Raw genomic sequence first — 22,544 nt, 5'->3', positions numbered from 1 at the left:
ATTACTTACTTATGGAGATGACAAAACACCCGATATTCCGGCCGTTGCCATGGCCGGGGCACTCAATGAAAAACAGGCTGGTTGTAGCGCCTATGTCGCGCATAAGTGCCACCGAAGAAGGACGGGCCACGGCAGAAATGGAAGCCTACTACACCGCTTTTGCGAAAGGTGGTTTCAGCATGATTATCACAGAAGGAAATTATACCGATGAAATAGCCAGCCGCGGTTATGCTCATCAGCCGGGGCTTGCCAATGCAGCGCACGCCGATGCCTGGAAGCCGGTTGTGGCGCAGGTGAAAGCGCATGGCTCACTGATGGTCGCACAGTTGATGCATGCCGGCGCGTTGTCGCAATATTTCCAGCATACGATTGCTCCTTCGGCCATACAGCCGGCAGGCGTTAAAATGGCGCAATACGGCGGCACAGGTGCTTTTCCTTTTCCCCGGACCATGGGCGCGGATGATATCGACGCCGTTAAAACAGGTTTTGTAAATGCCGCGAAGATGGCGATGGACGCTGGCTTTGACGGGGTAGAGCTGCATGCGGCCAACGGTTACCTGCTCGACCAGTTTCTGACGCCGGAACTAAATGTCCGCCAGGATCAATATGGAGGCTCTACCAGCAATCGTTTCCGCCTTTCTGCTGAAATTATACAGGCCATCAGGGCGGTGGTGCCGGCACATTTCCTGGTAGGCATACGCTTGTCGGAAGGAAAGGTGAATGACCTCAAATACCGCTGGAAAGACGGTGCCGATATGGCCGTCGGGGTGTTGGGGGAAGTGAGAAAAGCAGCGCCTGATTTTGTTCATATCGCCGTGCAAAGCGGGGAGTGGGAGCGGGACAGCTTCTACAGTGATGGCACTTCGTATGCCGCACTCGCCAAACAAATAACCGGCAGCGTGGTCATCGCCAACGGTGGCATGCACCAACCGGCGAGGGCTGCCAGAGTGATTGAAGCATCCCATGCTGATTTGATCTCCATCGGAAAGGCTGCCCTGGCAGACCCGGCGTGGCCCCTGCATATGCTGAACGGAACATCGCCCCTGGCTTTTCATCCTGATATGCTTTGGCCGGAAGCCACCATCAGTCACACCAATCAAATTATTACCTCCATTCACCCCGCTATATCATGAAAACACTTTTTTTAATGCTCGTCAGCTTATACAGCTTATGCGTGTCAGCGCAATCAAAAAATTCATCTCACCAATTAAAAAACAATAAAATGAAAATCTCACAAATAAAAATCAATCCCGACCCATATCAACCTTTTCGTCTCGCTCAGGGCTATCGCGCCGGTGATCTCCTGTTTATTTCCGGACAAACCGCCATCGACGACAGTGGCCAGTTGGTAGGTATCGGTGATTTCGACAAGCAGGCCGATAAAGCGTTTGAGAATCTGGAGAAGGTATTGAAAGCCGGTGGTTCCAGCCTTAAAAATGTAATAAAGGTGACTATCCTGCTGAAAGACATGGGCAACTTTAACAAGATCGTAGCGTTAAGGGGAAAATATTTTAAAGCGCCGTACCCGGCAGACACTATACTGGAAGTGTCATCCCTTTATTCTCCTGACGCGCTGATAGAAATAGAGGCGGTGGCCGTGGCTGATGAAGCGGCGGAATGGAAACAGTAAAGATCGGAACAATAAATAAGCAGTGGCAGGATATTTCTGTCACTGCTTATTTATTGTTTGTTATGGTAGGCGGCTATCAGCGTACCCTGGTGAAATTGCCGCTATTGTTCTGTAGTATATACAGTACCCCTGCGCCCGGCCGGTATAATACGAGGTGGCCGTTTTTGCTATTGCTCAGATAGTCAAACGGGAATACCTTATCATCCGTGGATTGCAGGTTGTAACCACCTAGTCCCTGTTGGGTTGAGTATACCGTTTGAAAAGTGCCATTGGTGTTTTTGATCACATACAATACACCCTGCCCCGGACGATACAATGCCAGATGGTCCTGTTTGCCACTATTGGTATAGTCATATGGAAACAGCCTGTCAGTAGCAGACTGCAGGTCATAGGTAGCTACACCTGAATGAGATGAAAATACTTCACTGAAAGTACCGTTGACGTTTTGCTCGATGTACAGCACTCCCTGTCCCGGACGGTACAAGGCCAGATGATCCGCTTTGCCTGTGCCGGTGTAGTCAAATGCCACTATCTTATCATCATTGGAACGTAAGTCATATCCTGCTATACCCGAGTGGGAGGCCCATACCTGGGAGAAATTGCCGTTGTCGTTTTTGAGGATATACAGCACGCCGTCGCCAGGGCGATATAACGCCAGGTGGTCAGCCTTGCCGCTGTGGTTATAATCGAAAGCAATAATCTGGTCTTTGACCGACATGAGGTTGTAGCCGGCAATGCCCTGATGAGAGGCATACACCTGGGAGAAATTGCCGTTGTCGTTTTTCAGTATGTAGATGACTCCCTGGCCAGGCCTGTACAACAGGAGATGATCGGCTTTGCCGCTGCTGGTATAGTCAAACGGTATCACCCGGTCGTCGGCTGACATGAGGTTGTAGCCGGCAATACCCTGATGGGAAGCGAATGCCTGGGTGAAGTTGCCTCCATTATTTTTGAGGATGTACAGTACGCCATCGCCGGGCCTGTACAATACGAGGTGGTCGGCTTTGCCACTGCTGGTATAGTCAAACGCAAAAGAGAGGTCACGCTGTGACAGGAGATCATATCCACCGATACCCACTTCAGGAGGTGTGCCATATAGTGCTTGTAGCGCAATCCGGTCATTCGTGTTGAATGGCCTGTTCGTGGTGGTGGAGGTACACGCCAACATCCAGCTGTTGGGGTCTTCCGCTGTAGGCGTACCGGGGATGTTAATTGCGCCAACGCCGGCATCTCCTTCATTATTGGGATTAGAGAAGCCGCAGCTGTAGCTTCGATTGAAATAATCGGTGTGCCGCAACCCGATGGTATGCCCTATTTCATGTGCGAACAGTGTTGCCAGAAAACCGGGGTCGGGGCTGCTGCCGATATATCCTGCATTCAACAGGATGGGACTGGGTGGATTGCCCTGTGCATCAGGGAAGCCGGCAGACCGGCCCAATACACCGGTACCCAGATTGGCATTCTGGACATCTACGTTGCCGCCGCTGGCCACTCTTCTGAAGGTAAGGCGCAGGTTCAGGTCATTGTAACGTTTGATCGCCTCGTCTGCTGCAGCAACATAGGCAGGCGGCAGGTTGGTAACGGAAATTGTAATTTCCCGCTGGCCTCCGGGAATGCTGATCAGGTTGTTGGTGCGGTATTGCTCTGATTGGGCAATTCTTATCCGGGATGAAGTTACCTGGCGGTCGATTTCTCTTTCATTGATAAAAATATCTCCTTCCACGATATAGCCGCCGTCAACCTTTATGATACCATTGGTGCTGTACCCGGCTGCTTTTATTTTTTGGAGCAATTCATTGGAGGGCTTGCTGCCGGCGTCGTCCGGGGCATTTTCCTTTTTACAGGATACCAGCACAGACACGACAACAAACAGACAGAGGACTGTCCGGAAAAGTCGGATAGGATGTAGCATGTTGATGATTTTGGGTTATAGAAAAAGTACAGATAATATAGCAGGGATATAGGGGGCAATGCCCGGGTTTACATGGCGCAATAGTTTTAGGTAAAAATAAAAACAGCCGCTGCATTGCCGCTTCAATGTAAAGAGATCTTTTCCGGACTTACCGGTGGTTACTCACTCACTCAACATATAATCCAGTATCGGCGCGCATTTTTCCCTGCATGGCTTGTAATAGGCGCCATGTTGCCAGGTGGCCGATTTGGGAGATAAGCCCCACCAGAACTCCACCAGGGCCAACGGTTCCATCTGGTGGCGAAAGGCGTGTTGCAGTAGTTTGGGGCCTGCACATTCTCCGGCGCCTGCGGGCGGTTGTTTATATCCGTGAGCAGTAAAGATATCCACCATGTTTTTCAGATGGCCGGCCTTGTTGCTGAAGTTGTATTGTTCCAGGAGTCGTCGTTGCAGCCCGGTGGAATGTGCTTTGCGCAATGCTTTCAACTGAGTGATGGCAGGATGATGAAGGGTGGCGTCTTCTTCGGAGAGTGCGGCAATTTCGCGATTGATTTCTGATAAACGGACCATGCCGGTATTCAGGAAACTGCCTGTTGTAAGCGCGTCAAATACCGGTCCCACGAACCTGTTGTGATGATTGCCATTGGCCAGTTTGCCGGAAAATGCCGACAGGTAGCCCAGTGTTCCGCCCTGGTCCTGTACGATCAGTATGCCGAACATTTTGCCAATAACGGCGCCATGGCCTTTGTCGTCCAGGCCGAAATTATGCATCCATTCATTTTGTCCGGCAAGATGTTGCTGAAGTTCTGTAACCGCTATTTCGCAAAGCGGATGGATGTCTTCATCCTGGTTAAAGGTGAGTGTTCCGGCCATCGACCTGGCGGCGTCCTGGTCAGCAAAAGGACGGAAGGCAGTGCCCGCTTGTTGTTCCTGTGCTGCTACAAAGGAGTGATCATCGTCTTCTACGTCGGTCATATATACGCTTGTGGCATAGTGCCAGCCTTGACAGGGTGGCTTAAAAAGACGCAAAGGTAAGTGACCGTGATCAAATTAAAAAGTACTTAAAAAGCGATTAAAGTTGGCTTAAATGAGGATATAAAGTAACACAGCAGACTGCTGCTGCACTACTAAGAAGATGGACGGGGACCATTTTAAAATATTTTTTTTCAGTAATGAGAAAGCTGTAATATTGATAAGTAAACACGATAGAAACCCAAACGACGAGCCATAATCTTTAAGCAAATCTGAGTAACCCGCTTTTAAAACCTGATACACTGGAGAGCCCGTCTGTCCATTCATTCTAAACGTACATAGCAGAAAGTCCATGACGGTCTTGTTTGCCGGTGAGTAGCCAGGATTTTTCTGTCCGCTTATGTGCGTGTATGCTTTAACGTTAGTTGTCAAACACAACTATAGTGACATCTATTTTTCATGCAGACACGATAACCATCTAAAATCCAAAAACCCAAAATCTCAACCGATGAAAAATCAAGCAATTTTTTTTCTGATCTGCCTGCTGGCCGGTTCACTTATGACTTCCTGCCGGAAAGACAACAACCAGGGCAGCAATGATAAACCCAACATCTCCAGCGACGTACTGGCACAAATCAAAGCAAAAGGCTTCAGCACCTCGAACGTACACGCCGTAAAAGACGGTTACCTCGTGGAAGGAGATATTTTCCTTAGTTCAAAAGACCTCAGCCGGAAAGCCCAAAACACTAAAGTAAGGGTTGCCAAAACAGAACAGTATTCCACCAATAACCTGGTAGTGGCCCTGCCCCGCGTGATCACCGTGAAAGTGGTCAGCCTGGGAAGCGCTTTCGTACAAGGCACCGACCTGGCCATCCAACGTTACAATGCATTGGGCCTGCGCATCCGCTTCCAGCGCATTACCAGCGGTAGCGCCGATATTACCATCCAGGGTTTCTATGAAGGGCCTAGCGGCGGTTATATTACTTTGGGGTCGTCCGGTTTCCCTACCGATGCGGGAGATCCGTTTAACCTGATTGAAATGAATACCCACCCCTACGCGTACGGCAGCAACCCGAACGTACAGTACGTGGGCTCCGTGATCCAGCACGAAATCGGACATTGCATTGGTATGCGCCATACTGACTATATGGACCGTTCCTACAGCTGCGGCGGTGATCCGATAGATGAAGGCGATGGCGGCGTAGGCGCAGTATACCTGCCCGGCACCCCCAGCGACCCTGATCCAAACTCCTGGATGCTTGCCTGCTCCAATGGCGGCAACCGCACTTTCAATTCCAATGACATCATTGCATTGAATTACCTTTATCGTTAATCCATCGCTTATCGTACATGCATGAAAAAAGGAGGGTTGCACCGCGGTTATTGTGCGGTGCAACCCTTTCTGTATTAAATTAAAATGACAAAAAAACAGATCACAAAACAGCCGTTAATCAACCTGTTAACGGCTGTTTTATGATGTGCCATTATTTGGTGTTCATGCTGTTGATCAGCGAAACAAGCGTGCTGGCGCTGACAGGGGCCGGGTTGAAAGTTACGGTAGTGTAATTGGTGCCGGCAGCAGGCGCTCCGATCGTTACGGTTTTCTGTTCGGCATAAAACTGACCGCCGATAGAAGAGATAGCGAGGAAAGTGCCTTTCTGTCCTACAGGGATGGCGTTCTGATAGCTCAGGAAACCTTCAAAGCCCGCAGGCGGAGTGAAGATGGTATTGTAAAATTTGATGATGCTGTTCACACCGGTAGGTTTGAAATACAGCATAGTAGGCTCTTCACCGCTAAAGCTGGTGCCGGTGGCCGGATTGTAGTTGGAGCTGAAATAGGCCAGTACGGTAGTTTTAGGGTTCGGAAGACTCATTAACTTGTCGCAGTTGGTCCATTTGATCAGGCTGTCCAGTCTGAAATTAAGGGTGCCATTGGTGCCGTCAAACAGGGCATAGGCGGAAGCTGGATTGGTCACCTGCTGCCAGTCTACGCCTTTGTTGGCGCTGATGGTGGTTGACAGGGTAATCAGCTGGTTCACATAATTGTAACCGCTGGTGGTGATGGTAATGGAGGTGTCACCGTTCCACATCGGGATACGCTGGTCGCCTACTTTGGCAGGGGCCTGAACATTGATGGCGCTGTCTTTACGCAACCGCAGCGGCGTGCTGCCTTGCTGGGCGGAAACGAAAAATTCGCCAAAAGACTCCAACGGCGCACCGGTGTTGGTGGCGGTAGGCCTGTCTGCGAAGATCATGCCGGAGGCATTGCTGATTTCTTTTACAGAGATCGTGATAGGGCCGGTAGCAGGGCTGCCGTCAGGCCTTACCAGGGAGTTGCGGGAAATGGTATATTTCCGGCCGCCTTTGGTGGTAAAGGTGGCGTTCTCCTGAAGGTCGACTGTATATGTTTCATACGCCGGCCCGTTGGCTCTCAAAAATGTGTGAAGTTTCAATCCGTCCGGATCAGGTGCCGCAGCTACATCTGCAGTGAGGTTTTTGGAAGCGTCAGAAGGACCGTTAACATCGTTTTTCAATTGTTTGGTACAGGCGCCAAACAGCAGGACTACGGCAACGCCGCCCGCAACGTAGAGGGAATTAATGCTCATAACTTTGTCTTGTGGGAATTTAAAAAATCGGGTTTCGAGTGATCAGTTGTTTTGCTAAAGATTGATAGGTTGAGCTATGAAGTTACCGTGCGTAACTGCGGTAATAATTCAGATTAAAAAATATTTTTATTTTATAGGAGTAGTAGGGAGACGGTATCAGACAATATATTTATATTCATCCTGTTAAAGGCGGCACAACGGAAATAAATTTTTATGAAGAAACTATTGATCGTACTGGGAGCGCCCAATGGCCCCATGGGCGACCTGTCGCAGATAGCGCAGGACAGACTGGCCTGTGCGCTTGGTTTTTACAAGGCTAACAGTGATTGCAGGATTGTTTGCACCGGTGGCTTCGGTCAGCACTTTAATACAACAGACAAGCCTCACTATTTTTATGCTGTAAAGTACCTGACAGACAACAACGTTCCGGCGTCTGCTTTTCTGGACTGTCCGCCTTCTTCCAATACGATAGAAGATTTTCAAATGACCAGAAGCCTGGTATGGGAAGAGCAGCCGGACGTCCTGGTGATCATCACCTCTGATTTTCATCTGGCCAGGGCCAGGGTCTTGTACACCAGGACCATCAACTACCCGAAGGTCATCTTCGTTCCTGCATCCTCTTCCTTACCGGAAGCGCAACTGGCGCCGCTGGTGGAGCATGAGGCACGGGCATTGAAAAAGCTGCAGGAGAACACGCTGTAATAGCGGTAGGGATATCGTAAAAAAAATAATCCGGGCGGAACTGCCCGGATTATTGTACGGATGTTGTCGTAGTTAATCTTTATAGGTCCCCACTTCGCACATGGCCGCAAACTGTTGACCGTCATAGGAACTTTTCATATTCAGTTTGAAGTACCGGAAATGCTGTACAGCGGAAAGCACGATGTTTTGAGGATTGGTGGTTTGTGCCAGCGTGAAATCGCCCAGGGAAGCCCAGGTGGCGTTGTCGTTGCTGGTTAGTAACTCCACCACTTTTACCATTCTGCTGTCGCGTTGTTTAAAGGTAAACCGGTTTACATCCAGCGCCTGGCCCATATCGATGGTGATGTAATGGGGATAGGTGGCGGCGTTGGAAGACCAGCGGGAATGCCAGAACGAGCTGCCGGAGCCGTCTATTATATTGATGGCAGCGCCGTTTTCGCTGGCTGTCTCCTGCGAACTGAAGGCGGTCACCGTCCAGGCGGTCTTATCGTATACCGGCTTATCGCCAAAGGTAATGACCGGTGTACCGTTGACGAAGCTATAGGCAGCCACGTAACTGGTGATGCTGCCGTTTTCATGGCAAAGCCGGATAGTAAATTCATAATTGGTATTGCCCTTGTCCCTGAAGTCACTGACAGGCATGACTATACGGAAACTGTCAGTGCCGATAGGCTTGGAAGCGAAGGTAACGGAATTATATCCGCCGTTGTCATTACCGGTATTACGGTTGTAATAGGCGATATCTTTCACCGGCTTGGTAGCGGAGAATTTGCCGGAAACAATAATGCTCGCCGCAGCGCTGTTGTATTCAGCATATACCTGTTTCACCTGGCAGCCGGGATCGGTGTACCAGTCGCCCCGGGTAACGTTGCTGAACAGCTGCCCGTTGGCCAGTATAGCTGCATCTGCAGGAGAAAAATAGGTAGGCGCTTTTCCCAGGGTGCCGTTGCCATAGCCCATCAGCGTAGTGCCGTACAGGATATTTTGCGATTGTGCGCCACCGTTATGCGGCAGATTAATGCCGTGTCCCATTTCATGGGCCATGCCGCCAATCCATTTGGTGGAAAATTTGTCATCCGGCTTTCCCAGGTTGATGGTGTCCAGGCCGGTATAGTCCAGGGCGAAGCACCACCGGCCGATGCCATAGAACGGCCCGCCGCTGGGGTCCCCATTGGCGCCATACGAATAGGTGGGGATGATCACCATGATATGATCGCTCTTTTTCTCTGTGGGGTGCGCGGCAAAGTAAGCGTTCACCTCGCTCATCACTGCGCCGGAACCTCCATCATACGGATAACTGCTTTTGCCCAACTGCCCGCGTATCAGCGATATTTTCAGCTGTCCGGTGCTGTCTGTCGGCAGTCCGAGTGTTTTGCCGGCATATCCCCACTGGTTCATCCATTTGGAGGTGAAGTTTTGCATGTACAGGAATACGCCGTTCAGCCTTGCCCGGTACCCCGGTACGGTATCCAGATCGGAAGGAACGAAATACACGATGTTCAGCATATAAGTGCCATTGGCCACGCCGTTGGCCAACCCTAAGGCGCTTTTGGCGTCCAGTTTTTGCAGGGTGGCAGATTCCGGCTTTTTCTGGCAGCTGGTCATTGCCATCATCAGTACTGTTGTAACCACCAGGAGAGGAAAGATTTTGGTCATTGTTTACTGTTTTTAAATGAAGAACTATGGTTTTGTCAGATAGTCTGTAATATCAGGTGCTAAAGACCTGCAAACGGAAAAGTCTGTCGAAAGGAATACTACTGAAAAGCGACAGGCCACTGCTGTGATACGGGTTTGATGTGCTCAGTGCTGCGGATTTGGGTTAAATACCAGCACAATGTTTTTTTATTACGGTAATAGTTCATTGTTCTATCCAAATATAATGATTAGTTCTATGCAGCAGTAATATTTTTTGTTTAATTTACATCGGATTCCAGTGAAAAATCAACAGCAATCTTATCACCAAATCCCTTCCAGTCGTGTCAATCCAGAATGCATTAAAGTTTTTAACACAATACCGGGCGCAGGAAAAGGTACTTCAGGTAAAACCTCAGACATTGAAGGAGATAGCGGATCTGTCGGTCGCTTCCGGCCTTCCCTGTTCTCCCGACGACCTGAAAAGAGCATTGCAAATTGATTGGCAAATGCGTTGGCTCGAACACACCAGACAAAAATAATATGCTAAGTATTGATCAACTGAAACGTTCCTATACAACTGAACAGTTGTTGGTGATCCTATTAACACGCTTGTATTTCAAAACGCAGGAAACAGCCAAAGTACATGAATTCCTTCGTAAGGAAACGATTGACTGGCTGTCTTTTTATAAGCTTATTTCGGTTAACGATATAAGAGGATTTATTTATCACGTTGTTACGGTATCACAGCTGGATATTGATCCGGGAGTGTATGATGCTTTGAAAAAGGATGTCATGGGAATCACGTTGTTTGGTGCATGCCAGGCCGATTGGTTACGTCGCTTTAAGCCGGCATTTGAATCGTTAGGCATTACTGCTATTCCCTATAAAGGGAGGACCCTGGCTGAACGTTATTACAAAAGCCCGCTTTTACGGGAAGGATCTGATATAGATTTGCTGATATCTGAAAAAGACCTGCGTCCTTTGAGAAAGTATCTGTTTGACAATGGTTTTACCTCTTTCTTTAATGTTTCAGACCATCAGATAGGATATGCATTGCGTTTTCATCGGGAACTCTCGTTCAGATCACCTAAAGACAAGATGGGTATTTCCTGTTCTGTGGAATTGCAATGGAAGCTGCTGGCGGATTATGTAGGGCCTTTCCTCCGATATGATTTTTTTGTTCAGCATATGCAGTCTTATACTGCTATTGATGGTACTGCGCAGGTTGGCTTGGAGCCAACTTACGATTTTTTATGTGTTGCTTCTCACCATTTAGTCAAAGAGGCGCTCATGCGGTTTAAGTATGTTATTGATTTGGCTGCCATGGTCCATACTTCCGGCAGTCAGCTGGACTGGAACGAAATCAACAGACAGTTTAAGTTGTATCATTTTTCGAATTTTCTGTGGTCGGGGCTGCGTGTATTAGAGGAAATTGTGGGGCTTCAGGTACCGGATGTTCCAGTGGTGCCTTACCATTTATTCGCGGCAACAGATTTGCGGTCCGGAAGGGCCTTTTATCTGGCCCTCGTCAAACACACCAATTTAAAACGATCACTTCCTGACAGCATAAAATTCAGCCTGAAGGCTTGGCTGTCTTTGCTGGTGCCAAATTACAAGGATCTGTCATCCTCAGAAGCCCCTGTATGGACGATTCCCTTTATTACTCCGGTAAAGTCGTTTAAATTTATTTATGCCTATATCACCAGGCAGCGGTAGCCTGTGCATATTTGTGCAAAGCATATAAAATGGTGGCTGTTGCGAAGTTGCTTTCTTCATCTTTGACGATGATTGTCTTTTCTCCCTTCTCATGGTCCGCATCATGGGGATGCGGAAACTTCATTTCCGCGGAAGGGGCCCAGCATCCGGAGGGCATTTGAGCTTTGATGAGGTAATCTGCCATCGGTTTCAACAGGCCCGGTTGCCTTTCCTGTTGCGGCGTGCATAGCAGTATCCTTAACAGCAACGCTGTTTTAAAGGGATTAGGCATAACGTTGGCCAGTTCTTCCCGTGCCTGGCGGGTTGCCCATTCTATTGCTTTGCCTGCTGTTTTTCTGTAGATAGTTGCGTCTTTGGAAGAAAGAGCTTCAACACAAAGGGCAGTAACATACTCATGCCCGTCCCACCAATAGCTATACCAGTATCCTGCCGAATGCTGTTGTTTCAGCAGGTAGTCAACAGCATGCTGATGGCCGGCCAGGGCATACGCAGCAGTGACACAACAGTGTGGTATTTGCCAACCGTGGAATGATCCGCCGGATTTTTGCCCGACAGGCGCATGCTGGGAATAGGTTCTGATACCCCCGTCTTCTGTCAGATACTGGCCTGTCATATCAGTCAGCGCTAAGGGGAATTCTTCGGAAAATCCCGCCGTGCGCGCAAAAAGCCATGTCCAGACGGTGCTGTCGGCGTCTGCAGGGGTTAATATATTATATCCCCATCCTTCTTTTATTCTGTAACGGGTTTGTAGTATCTTCCAAGCCTTCGCCAGCGCAGGAAGAGATGGAGGCGATTGTAAAAGCGCCAGGTGACAGGCTACATACGCGGTTATCCATTCGTCGCTTCTGCCAGGGGCCAGCTGGAAATCCTTCCACCAACCGGCTTGTTGTTGACTTGACAGAAGATAATCGATCCCTTTGTTCATCACTTCCCGGATACCAGATGTTGTGAGGGCTCCCTGTTGGCAGCAGCCTGCTTTGTCATCGTGATGCTGCCTGATTGTCATCCACAGGCTTTCATAACCGAGATAGGCTTTTAAGGCTATTACTTTGTCGGGGTGATAAGATACTTTCAAATGGGAAGCCCACTTCTTCAGATATGTAAATTCATGTTCAGGCCTGGATAAAGAGGCTGCCCATAGATGTTCAGGCCAGTCGTTTAGCTGGCCTGGAAATATTTCTTTGTCCCAATTCAGTATACTTTCGACCTTGTCCTGGTGGAGAAGTCGTTGCCCCTGGAGCGTTTCCATGAAAGCACGCCAGTATGGTTCACGATGGGGCTGGTTATTCCAAAAGCATTCGAAGCCAATTTGAGGAAGGACATTTTTTCCAATATCAACACATACTGTTATCCGGTCCGCGTAATTGTATATCAGCGAAATCCATGCATCGAGGGCCTGCCCTGTCCAGGTATAACCGATTTGCTGCAAGAAACCTGAAACAGCAGTAAACGGTAGTTTTTTGATGTTTACCCGCAATACTTCGGCATCCCGGGAAAAAAGTATTCCCAGGTATCCAATGTGCGCAGGATCGCTACAGGCGTTAAATATAGTTTCCAGGGTGCTAAAATAGATTTTGTTTTCACCCAGAATGTCCCGCAGGACAAAAAAACAAAAGTCTTTCGTTTGAGAGAGGGTAAGGCCCGGTTTCAGCTCAAAGAACAGCAGGGGTGTTTTGATACCGGATGGAAGTACATCAAGCTCAAGGAAGATTTCTGTAATATTCTGGTGGCACACAGATGCAGGGTTTCTCCAGTTTTTTAAAAAACGTAGCAGCATTTCCTGTTCCTCTTCTCCGGTAAACCTGCATTGAAACCAGTCATAGACCATATGAAGATCATCGTCCCTGCGCAGGCAGAGTTGAAGGTCAACCTGGTCATGGCTGTCCAGGCGGCATTCCAGCCCAAACCTGATTACGGGTGGTAGAAAGTCAGCAGCCTTTTTCAGTAATGCAAGCTGCGCCGGGGAAACGAGAGGCTGCGGCAACGTATCAAAAAATGTACCCGTTGCGTTTAACAGCGAATATTCATCACACATGCAGGGGAATACTTGTTGTTTCAATTATTGAATCGTATACTTCATGGATCCGTCGGATATCATCCGGCGCAAAGATGTTGTAACACGGTATGCATTGTAGTAATGTCATGACTGACTGAAAGTAGATATTCAGATAGGCCTTTGAATTCACGCCTGGAAGCAGCATTTCATTTAGCAATACGGTAAGGGCATCTTTGGGCGTAATGCTGGTAAGCAGTTGCTCCGGTGCATGCATTCGCTGATTGACAAAGCATATGGCAGCAAGCTTCCGGGGTTGGGCTTTTGCCAGGGATGGACTTTGCGTAAAATAATATTTTTCCGAGATGAAACCCGCTTCGGTAGTTTCTTCCCAGTCTTCAGGCAATTCGAATACCCTTTTAAGATTTGTCGGGGGGATAGACAAGGCGGCAGCTATGTCAGGGTTTATTTTCAGAGAGGTTTCTCCCTGGAAGACAAAAAAGGAACCGTCCTCCTGATGCAGAAGAGCGTAGTCGTCACACCATATGGCATGGCCTTTTAAATGGAAATAGGTAGCCAGTGTGGACTTGCCGGCTCCTTTTGTCCCAATAAACAGCACTACCTGATCGTGGATACAGATAGCGGATGCATGCAGGCAAAAATGCCCTTGCTCCTGGAGGCAAAATTTGGTAATATTCCCTCGGATCAATGACTGGACTGTTTCGACCGAAGCGGTATCGGTATGTTGATAGAAAACGTTTCGGCCTTCTGACAATATAAGGAAGCTTACAACGGATTTTTGGTGGTGATGATATTCAAACAGGAAACACCTCTCGTTTCCGGAGGTGCTTCCTGACTGAATATGCTCACCGAATACCGGCAGGGAAGGAGATGGTGTAAGCATGTTAAACACCATCGTTGCCTTTAGTGCGGCAAAATCGGTGCTGCTTAAACGGGTGAATTGAATAGCTGGATACACAGGAAAACCCACCGCTTAAGAGTTGTAGCTTGGACCGCTACCGCCATCTGGTGAACCTGAATTGCTGGTAGTGTTGGTAACTTCTCCGATTTTTCCCAAATCTTTTAATTCAGGTGATTGATACACTTTTTTGGTTTCGTTGTTGGTTACTTCTCTCATAGTGTAAACATTGGTTTTAAAGTGAGTGGTTATTTTTCCATGCCAAAACATGTAAAACAGACAAAAAATTATTATTGGGGCCAGAGGTGTCTCCGAGGTCACGGATGGCTGATTTCAGGCGTTGGACGTCTATCCTCCCTGTTAAAAAGTCGGCGGATTCCAACACTTTTTTTTCGATTTTATTCCGCATGTCGGGTGTCCTTAAATTCTGTACAAGCGGATTCCCAAAGAGAATTGTTTTAGGCCTTTTTACAATTTCGGCCGGCAGATAAGGTCCCATTGCCATACGAAGCAATGACTTTTTGTACAGCAGATGTGGTGGAAGCGCCAATACAAAAAGCAGCAGATCTAAAGAGAAAAACGGATGTCTGATCTTTATTTTATTACCGGTAAATCCCGGATGCGTAGTTTCAAACAGCCAGGACCAGAAAGGGTTTTCGGACATGCCGAAATACGAGCGGATCGTCACTTCATTCTTTCCGGACCTATCGCCCTGATGGAAGAACGGTGAACCACACCAGGAAGGCATGCCGGCATTAGTGATGGAAGCCTTTCCGGTCCACTTTTTTATTTTCCGCCAAATGGCCAGAGGGAGATAACCGAACGTTTTGTGGTACATCAGATCATCCAGAAAAGGTTGAAGCAGGTTGCCCTGTGCCGCATGTATTTTACGGGAGAATGGCTCATATTCAAACAGAGGGTCTCCTCCGAAACCTGTCAGGTATACTCCTGAAAAGGCGGCAGCGTCGGCCAGTATCTGTGATTCCGCTGTCGCTTCAGGAATACCGGCCGGCTCAGGAAGCCAGCCAGAGGATGACTGAATTATATTGCTGATATAATCTTCCCCGATATACTGCCTGGCAGGTATTTTCAGGTGACTGGCAATAAGATCTGCAAAATACCCTTCATTTTCAATGATCAGTTCCTGGTAGCGAATATTAAACGCTACTAAGCTATGTTCGCTTCCGTACAAGTCATCCTGCACCTTCTTTGCTGTGGCCGTTACTGAGGAACTGTCCATTCCTCCGCTAAGTGAGCTGGCTATTTTCCGGCTGCGTGTACGATCCTTCACCGATTGCTCAAACAGGCGATGGAAGTGGCTGACATACTCACTGGTTGTTTGATAACGAATAGGCCGGGTTGCGGCGGGGATTTCCCAGTAACGGCTGATATGAATTTTCCCTTCCTTATAAACCAGCTGGTGCGCAGGAGGTAATTTTTTGATCTTCCTATAGATCGTTCGGTCAAAACGCCTGTTGATACCGGTTGCCAGGTAGTCCTGAAGGACGGTATCATCCAACCCAGCTGTCACATGGGGAGTATCTTTAAAGGAGCGGTAAAAATTAGTGAAAAGAAAGCTGTTGTCTGATTCGGTATAATAAAAAGGGATAACGCCAAAATGGTCGCGCGCACAAAAAAGGTAACTTGTTTGTTCATTCCAGATGGCGAAAGCATAATCGCCCGAAATATGCTGCAGGCAGTTTTCTCCCCAATGCTGATAGGCGTATAGGAGGAGCCAGGAGTCGGGAGTGGTATTGTTGATGCCATCAAAAAAAGCGTTCAGCTTTTTTATAAGCTCTACGCGGTTGTCCAGTCGCACATCCCCAGTGATACAGAGACTGTTGTCCGTAGTCAAGGGTAGTCGCTCTTCAGTCGTGTCATCACCGGTTTTTAGCCAGCCAAACCGTAAATCGGCCTGATTACTATGCCATTCTCCCAGATAGTCACCGCACGTGGAGGCAATGACTTCCATTGAACGGTCGAGAATTTCCTTATCGGCTGTCCGGAGCTGAGTAGATATAATACCAATGAATCCGCTCATTTAACTGCGAGAATAGTTTTTATGTTGTTTTCAGGTAAAACTATATATTGTGCAATGACTGCAGGATGATCATTCAGAAGTTTTCCGTCTTTTTCTAACCAGGCATGGGCATCGAACTGTTGCCCGCGCCGCTGTATCCCGATTTTAAGTTCTGCCGGAATCCCTTTTCTGCTTAGGAGGCACCGCATGACCAATGACCGGGACAGGCACCTGCCTTTTAGAAAAGGCAACTGATTCAGTTGATGAAAGAGGGTGGCGTATTTGTCAAGGATAATCATCGTGTCCCGCTCATTTGGCGGAGGAACATTTTTACATAGTAAAGACAAGAGCTTTTCGGTCGTTTTTAAGCTGGTAAATCGCAGGATAGCCTCCGTAACGACCGTCATTGCCCGAATTCGGAAAAATAACTGATCATACGATCTTATAGATCTGTTAATGGCTATCAAATCGCGCTCAGGGTACATCACTGGTAATTAACTCAGCTTTATGCAAATCATCGATTAACCGGCAAAGGTCCGTCTGTAAACGTTCGGGACTTACTTCGTATTCTGCCTGTAGCGTATTGAATGTTGTATCATAGTCGTTGTTGCCGGTTAATAGTTCCCAGAAGCGTTTCCCGACTTCATTCAATTCGTAAAAACGTTCGGTGTTTAAGTTAAGGATGACAACGCAATTACCTATTTCCCGAACGACAGTGTTTTCGGATATTTTTAGCTGCTTCTCCAAGAAAATCATTAATAACAATTGGGGGTGTACTAGTCTATAAAATATATTATTCTTAAAAATCTGCCAAGCCTTTGTAGCTATGTTTCAATCTTTAAATTATAACATATGATTTGCCCGGTTTTCCGAAAAGAATGGTAAGAATTTTATGAATGGTTGATGGAAGATTGCCCTATTGAACAAGGCTGTTTCTTGCCACAATTATACTGCAATTATACATTCTAAACAAGTCTGGGGTAATTTTGTTGAGATTTTTTTAAGAAGCCGGCGGAAGCGGCTGTACTGTAGAGAATGACATCGCCTCAAAAAACAAGGGCGGCCTCCTTTCGGAGACCAGCCCTTTTATGACCGGCTCTATACTCTCAAGGGTGTATTAATAAAGGTCCCAGAAATGTTTGGCTGCTTTACTGTCTTTACCGCCGATAGACTGAACGGCTTTGTCGTAGTTGCTTTTGTTCAGCTGTTGTTCGTCTACGGGGTAGGTCATGCGGGTAGGCACCACCGTTACCTCACGGTCGAGGGAGCCATCCACGGGCGCTACGAACAGGTCCTGCCCGTTGGGCCGCTTAAAGTCGAGCCGCAGCCTTTCAAACCATCCTTCCAGTCCCTGCATGTACATGGCGATCCACTTCTGTGTGCCGATTACGTTTTTCCACTGGCCGCCATTATACGGTACGCCGGCGATGTAGGGATCGATGTCAGCGGGGGCAACGCCGCGGTCTTCCAGGGAAGCCCTGATGCCTTTTTTGTAATGGTCTTCAGCGGAGCCGCTGATGATTTTCCTTTCCACGGCTTCTGCCAGGATAAATTCTACTTCGGCGTAGTCCATATAAACGCCGGGCGCTTTGGCGTCCAGTACGGCGCTGCCGGGCAGTGAGATGGCGCTGTTGGGAATGGTTTCCCCGTTCTGCTGGTTTAGCCCGTACGCTTTACCGATATACCTGCCATTGTCTTTGGTGGGAGCGGCATATACAGGCAACCGGGGATCATTGACGTCCAGCATGTAGTCTACCAGCGTTTTGCACATGCAGAAATCGACACGGGACTTATAGGATTCATTCAGCGGGTTGTTGTTCGGCGGAGCTTCCACATATCTGAACAGGGCATTGTCTGCATTGGAGGTGAACACGCCGGAGGCGACGGCATCGTTGATGGCCTGGTTGACCAGCGTCTGCAAGGCAGGAACATCACTTACCCTCATCGCTATACGAAGTCGCAGGGAGTTGGCGAAGCGTTTCCATTTATTGATGTCTCCATTGTAGATGATGTCTGTTTTGGCAGGAAACGACCCTTTGGAAGGGTCCAGTTTTGCGGCCTGTTCACCGAGTACCTTCAGCAGATCGGTGTAGATGGTGATAGCCTTGTCGTATGGACTGTTGGGCCGTTCCAGGCCACCCAGGGATAATTTATAGGGAATGTCTTCATACACATCCACCAGCATATGATAGGTCCATACTTTCAGGATTTCCGCGATGGCTATCTGATTGGAAGAATACTCGAATGATTTTTCTGTATTGATTTTAATGATCTCGTTAAGATCTTTGAGGGAGCCGGCGTAGAGAATGTTCCAAAAGGTGTTGTTCTGGTTTTCACGGATCTGGTAGCGGCTTTCGTTGGAATATGTGGTGGCGGACCAGTACTGGGCGTAATGCATGCCGGTGCGTCCGTTGTTCCATTCGTTCCAGATATTGTCCATGGCTTTCTTCTCGGCAGAGACCAGCAGGTAGCCAGGATCAGTCGTTTTAGGATTGTTCGGGTCCTGGTTGATCTCATCAAACTTTTTGGTGCAGCTTGTCATCAGGAACATTAGTACCGACAAGAAGCATAGTTGCTTGAATATTGTTTTCATGACATGATTTTTAAAAGGAAACGGATAAGTTTACGCCGAAAGAGCGGACAGACGGAAGGGCTGCCGCTTCAATCCCCTGCACGTTGCCGGCGGATATGGCCAGGTTGGTGGGATCGAGATGCGGATTGTCGCTGCTGATCAGCCATACGTTCCTGGCGGACAATGACAGCCGGAGATGCTGTAGCCGCAGGGCCGACACGAATGATTTCTCAAAAGTGTATCCCAGGTTGATCTCCTTCAGGTAGAGGTAACCGGCATCCCACATGTCCAGTTCCTGCTCCACATATCCGTTATTGTTATTGAAGTGATCATACGCTGATATGACTTTGGTGTTCTTCTTCCCGTCTTCCGTGTAGCCGTCTGCGATAATACCGTTTTCCCGGATGCCGTTTTCAGCCGTTTCCGCCAGTAGTCCGGACTGACGGCCAAACATAGTAGTGGTGGAGAAATACTTGCCACCTACCTGGAAATCGAAGTTGACGCCCAGCGAAACACCTTTGTAGCTGAATACGGAGGAGAAGCCGCCGGTGTAATCAGGCAGCGCATTGCCCAGCACTGACTGGGTGGCGGCCCTGATGTAGAACCCGTCGGCACCTACCAGCTTGTTGCCGTTGGCGTCCCGTTTAACGGCATAACCAACGATGGAGCCATATGTTTCCCCTTCACGGGCATTTACGGATACGGCAAAGGGCGCATTGGCCAGCAGCAGGTTGGTGACCCTGATACCTTTGGAGGGGTCGTCGTACAGCCTTTCAATCTTGTTCCTGTTACGGGCGATATTAAAACCAAGGTCCCAGGTGAAGCCACTTTGTGTACGTATAGGCGTTCCTGTTAATGCGAGTTCAAAGCCTTTGTTCCGGATCAGGCCCGCATTGATGATCGCGGTGGTATATCCGGAAGAGGCGGATATGGTCAGCGGTATGATCTGGTCTTTTGATTTTTTGTCATAAACACTGAAATCCACGCCCAGCCTGTTATGCAGGAACCGTAGTTCGAGGCCGGCCTCTACTTCCGTCGTGATTTCAGGCCTGATGTTCGCATTGTTCAGCTGGTCCGGTACTGTGATATTGGCGGTGGAACCAAAGTTCTCTTCTGCCAGATAGGCCAGCAAGGTACTGTACGGGACCGTGCCTTTACCTACCTGCGCCCACCCGAGCCTTAGTTTACCGAAAGACAGCCAACTGCTGTTTTTCAATCCTCCTGCTTCAGAGAACACAAATGATCCGGACACTGATGGGAAGAAGTAGGAGTTGTTGGCGGCGGGCAGGGTGCTGGACCATTCGTTTCTGCCGGTCACATCGAGATACAGCATGCCCTGATAGCCCAGTGAGGCGCTGCCAAAGACAGCATTTTCGCGCAGTTTCTCTACGTGGTCATATGTGCGTGCCGGCTGGCGTGAGTTGGCAAGGTTGTACCAGCCGTCAATATTTAATCCGTCCTTGCTCTCTCCACCGGTGAATTTCAGGTAGTTCTCCCTTCTGTTGACGCCGGCAAAGGCAGTCAGGGAGAAGTGGGTGCCGATGGACTTATTGAAGTTGATCCTCCCTTCGTAGTTGTTTTCTTTTACGAAACGGGTGGCTTCAGTATAGGAGGGGATTCCCTGCGAGCCTATCGCTACTCTTTCCTGCCGGCTGTCTGTATAGAAGTCGGTCATGAATTTAGCTGTGACGGAGAGGTAGTCTGTCAGTTTGAAATTGAAGCCTGCATTGCCGAATACCCGGTCCCGGCGGTCTGTTTCATAGTTCTTATACCTTGTCCAGTAGGGGTTGTCAGTATACCGGGGAGGCTGGTCGTCCCATGCGCCGCGGTTCCAGGATACCTGTGAGCCATCATACGCATAGGCGTAGTTTTTCATTTTGTTCATGTCCCAGTCGCGGTGACCGAATTCAGTGAAGCCCTGCATCACGTTCCTGCCGTGGTAACCGGTGCCGGGCCTGCCAAGTGCATTGGTGCCGGCATAGTTGACGCCTATAAAGGCTTCCAGCCGGTTGGAGATGGCATAGGTGCCGTTGAAGCTGAGAGAATTACGTTTAAGTTTAGAATTGGGCAACACAAACTTCTGATCGAGGTTGGTGTAAGCCAGGCGGAAAGCGCCTTTTTCATTACTACCGGAAACGGATACACTGTTGGTGAGCGTCAGGCCGGTTTCGAAAAAGTCGCGGTTGTTGTTGGGATGTGGCTCCCATGGTGCAGATACGCCGAAATCCGGGTTTTGTTTGTTTGGGTCCCATGACCAGAAGTGACGAACCAGTTTGCCGTCCAGTTTGGGGCCCCATGACACGTCCGGTTCATAGTCCGGCACCAGGTCGTATGGGCCTTTGCCGTCATTGTCATCATAGGTGGCTTTGCCGTCTTTGAAGCCTTCCGGATGTTCTTTGACATACAGTTTGGTGAATTTATAACCACCGCCGTATTCATTCTGGTATTTGGGCATGATGTATACTTTTTCCATCTGCGCACCAAAGTTATAGGTGACGCCAATGCCGCTGGCGGCGCCGGACTTCGACTTTTTGGTGGTGATGGCGATCACGCCGTTGGAGCCACGGGTGCCGTACAATGCAGAGGCGGCGGCGCCTTTCAGGACAGACAACGATTCGATATCATTGGGATTGATATCCTGTATGGCATTGCCATAGTCGTAACCACCGCGGCCACGTTCCATGTTGAGGCTGTTGGTGGGGTCGCTGCCGGTAAAGGAACTGTTGTCCATCGGCACGCCATCTACCACGAACAACGGATTGTTGTTGCCAAAGATGGAATTGACGCCACGTATGGTGATCCTGGCAGATCCGCCCATGTTGCCGGAAGAACCTGTAACCTGTATGCCTGCTACTTTTCCGCTGAGTGAGTTGATGAAGTTGGCGTCTTTGGTCTGGGTAAGATCTGCACCTTTTACTTCCTGTACGGAATATCCGAGTGATTTCTTTTCCCTTTTTACGTTGAGCGCGGTCACTACCACTTCCTGCATGGTCTTGTCATCGGGCTGTAGGTCGATGTTGAAGCTGGTGGCGTCTCCTACATGTATTTCTTTCAACACGTAGCCGATACTTCGGACTACCAGTACGGCGTCCTTGCCGGGCACGGATAGTTTGAAATTTCCCTGTTGGTCTGTGATAGTGCCGGTGGTAGCGCCTTTGAGCTGAACGCTGGCAAACGGGACAGGTGCATTGTTGCCTGTCACCTTTCCGGTTACCTGCCGCTGCTGCGCAGGCAATAGGAGGGTGATCGCCATGAGAATGGCGATAAGACATAACGTCTTTTTCATGTGGTTTAGATTTGGTTGAAAAATATAGAGGGTCCGGTCATTATGCTTTGGTCATAATCGTCTTGGGTTTTCGTTAAAATAAAAACAGGTTGTTGATCACGGTTTCATGTAGTGAGCCTCGTGCGTTGGATGAGCTTACTGCAGTTGGGTTTCATACGTTGCTACAGGGCAAAGGTTCATCTTTTTAAAGATAGTAAAACAGAGTGCTACAATCCGTCACCGCGATGATAATTAGGAGATATTGCTGAAGAGCAGAAGGGAGGGAAGGGGAGGGTAGGAGTGCTGAGACGGCCTGCTGCAGGGCAACAGGACGCCTCAGCGAAATAATGATTCACTGCGCTAACGGAAACATTAATTGCAAAGAATGCGCGGGTTGGTTTCCGTATAGCAGCCAACGTTAGGCACCCAGGTGGGACATCCCCAGGTGGTTGCTGGCGCGCCGCCGTTTAACTGTTGTTGTTCCTGCTGGTTAAGAGAGGCAACAATAGCTCTCTGAAGAAGTAGCTTTTTGCTTAAAGACAGTTTTTTCTTTTTCATGTTTGCGTGTTTGAGGGTGTGGTAATAATATTACAGCATAACGC

General features: G+C 48.7%; 18 protein-coding genes. 5 read left to right on the top strand and 13 right to left on the bottom strand.

From position 1 onward, the window contains the following. The first annotated feature begins 11 nt into the window (after positions 1–11). The gene (locus ACTJJS_RS30730; RefSeq protein ID WP_440667600.1) at positions 12–1,133 is read left to right on the top strand and encodes an oxidoreductase; all 1,122 of its coding nucleotides are present in this window, start codon (positions 12–14) and stop codon (positions 1,131–1,133) included. A gap of 89 nt (positions 1,134–1,222) precedes the next feature. Continuing rightward, a complete protein-coding gene (locus ACTJJS_RS30725; RefSeq protein ID WP_440667599.1) occupies positions 1,223–1,630 on the top strand; it encodes a RidA family protein in 408 nt (135 codons plus the stop codon). A gap of 76 nt (positions 1,631–1,706) precedes the next feature. Here ACTJJS_RS30725 and ACTJJS_RS30720 read toward each other — a convergent pair whose 3' ends face one another. Both ACTJJS_RS30720 and ACTJJS_RS30715 read right to left on the bottom strand, forming a co-directional pair. After that, positions 1,707–3,542, bottom strand: a complete 1,836-nt coding sequence (locus ACTJJS_RS30720) for a M57 family metalloprotease (RefSeq protein WP_440667598.1) — start codon at positions 3,540–3,542, stop codon at positions 1,707–1,709. A 162-nt stretch (positions 3,543–3,704) separates the two neighbouring features. Then, the gene (locus tag ACTJJS_RS30715) at positions 3,705–4,517 is read right to left on the bottom strand and encodes a pseudouridylate synthase (protein ID WP_440667596.1); all 813 of its coding nucleotides are present in this window, start codon (positions 4,515–4,517) and stop codon (positions 3,705–3,707) included. 505 nt (positions 4,518–5,022) lie between these two features. Between ACTJJS_RS30715 and ACTJJS_RS30710 the strand changes: the two genes are divergently transcribed. Then, a complete protein-coding gene (locus ACTJJS_RS30710) occupies positions 5,023–5,847 on the top strand; it encodes a M57 family metalloprotease (RefSeq protein WP_440667595.1) in 825 nt (274 codons plus the stop codon). A 151-nt stretch (positions 5,848–5,998) separates the two neighbouring features. Here ACTJJS_RS30710 and ACTJJS_RS30705 read toward each other — a convergent pair whose 3' ends face one another. Continuing rightward, positions 5,999–7,120 carry a hypothetical protein gene (locus tag ACTJJS_RS30705; protein ID WP_440667593.1) on the bottom strand — a complete coding sequence of 374 codons (1,122 nt, stop codon included), beginning with the start codon at positions 7,118–7,120 and terminating at the stop codon, positions 5,999–6,001. A 213-nt stretch (positions 7,121–7,333) separates the two neighbouring features. On the opposite strand from ACTJJS_RS30705, the gene ACTJJS_RS30700 reads away from it, so the two are divergent. After that, positions 7,334–7,822, top strand: a complete 489-nt coding sequence (locus ACTJJS_RS30700; protein WP_440667592.1) for a YdcF family protein — start codon at positions 7,334–7,336, stop codon at positions 7,820–7,822. A 72-nt stretch (positions 7,823–7,894) separates the two neighbouring features. Here ACTJJS_RS30700 and ACTJJS_RS30695 read toward each other — a convergent pair whose 3' ends face one another. After that, entirely contained in the window at positions 7,895–9,478 is a 1,584-nt protein-coding gene (locus tag ACTJJS_RS30695) for a discoidin domain-containing protein (protein ID WP_440667590.1), read from the bottom strand. 519 nt (positions 9,479–9,997) lie between these two features. Between ACTJJS_RS30695 and ACTJJS_RS30690 the strand changes: the two genes are divergently transcribed. Continuing rightward, positions 9,998–11,173 carry a nucleotidyltransferase family protein gene (locus tag ACTJJS_RS30690; protein ID WP_440667589.1) on the top strand — a complete coding sequence of 392 codons (1,176 nt, stop codon included), beginning with the start codon at positions 9,998–10,000 and terminating at the stop codon, positions 11,171–11,173. Here the strand turns inward: ACTJJS_RS30690 and ACTJJS_RS30685 are convergent. The 9 genes from ACTJJS_RS30685 to ACTJJS_RS30645 form a co-directional block, all read right to left on the bottom strand. Further along, positions 11,157–13,232 carry a hypothetical protein gene (locus ACTJJS_RS30685; protein WP_440667587.1) on the bottom strand — a complete coding sequence of 692 codons (2,076 nt, stop codon included), beginning with the start codon at positions 13,230–13,232 and terminating at the stop codon, positions 11,157–11,159. The genes ACTJJS_RS30690 and ACTJJS_RS30685 overlap by 17 nt on opposite strands. Then, entirely contained in the window at positions 13,201–14,145 is a 945-nt protein-coding gene (locus ACTJJS_RS30680) for a hypothetical protein (RefSeq protein WP_440667585.1), read from the bottom strand. Before ACTJJS_RS30680 ends, ACTJJS_RS30685 begins: the two co-directional genes overlap by 32 nt. 15 nt (positions 14,146–14,160) lie before the next feature. After that, positions 14,161–14,304, bottom strand: coding sequence for a hypothetical protein (locus tag ACTJJS_RS30675; protein ID WP_440667584.1), 144 nt, complete (start codon positions 14,302–14,304; stop codon positions 14,161–14,163). Positions 14,305–14,320: 16 nt separating this feature from the next. Then, entirely contained in the window at positions 14,321–16,126 is a 1,806-nt protein-coding gene (locus ACTJJS_RS30670) for an asparagine synthetase B family protein (protein ID WP_440667583.1), read from the bottom strand. After that, entirely contained in the window at positions 16,123–16,590 is a 468-nt protein-coding gene (locus ACTJJS_RS30665) for a lasso peptide biosynthesis B2 protein (protein ID WP_440667581.1), read from the bottom strand. Before ACTJJS_RS30665 ends, ACTJJS_RS30670 begins: the two co-directional genes overlap by 4 nt. Continuing rightward, positions 16,580–16,861 (bottom strand): PqqD family protein, encoded by a 282-nt coding sequence (locus ACTJJS_RS30660; RefSeq protein WP_440667580.1) that lies wholly within the window; start codon positions 16,859–16,861, stop codon positions 16,580–16,582. The genes ACTJJS_RS30665 and ACTJJS_RS30660 overlap by 11 nt, the downstream gene beginning before the upstream one ends. A 361-nt stretch (positions 16,862–17,222) precedes the next feature. Next, positions 17,223–18,698: a SusD/RagB family nutrient-binding outer membrane lipoprotein gene (locus ACTJJS_RS30655; RefSeq protein ID WP_440667579.1), complete on the bottom strand. Its 1,476-nt coding sequence runs from the start codon at positions 18,696–18,698 to the stop codon at positions 17,223–17,225. Positions 18,699–18,708: 10 nt separating this feature from the next. Next, positions 18,709–21,963, bottom strand: coding sequence for a SusC/RagA family TonB-linked outer membrane protein (locus ACTJJS_RS30650; RefSeq protein WP_440667577.1), 3,255 nt, complete (start codon positions 21,961–21,963; stop codon positions 18,709–18,711). Between the two features lie 351 nt (positions 21,964–22,314). Further along, a complete protein-coding gene (locus ACTJJS_RS30645; RefSeq protein ID WP_440667575.1) occupies positions 22,315–22,500 on the bottom strand; it encodes a class I lanthipeptide in 186 nt (61 codons plus the stop codon). Between the last annotated feature and the right edge of the window lie 44 nt (positions 22,501–22,544).

Origin of the sequence: Chitinophaga sp. 22308, from assembly GCF_052045305.1 — a bacterium.
GTDB lineage: Bacteria > Bacteroidota > Bacteroidia > Chitinophagales > Chitinophagaceae > Chitinophaga > Chitinophaga varians_A.
The sequence above is the reverse complement of the archived record's forward strand: the minus strand, read 5'-3'. Positions and strand labels throughout refer to the sequence as shown.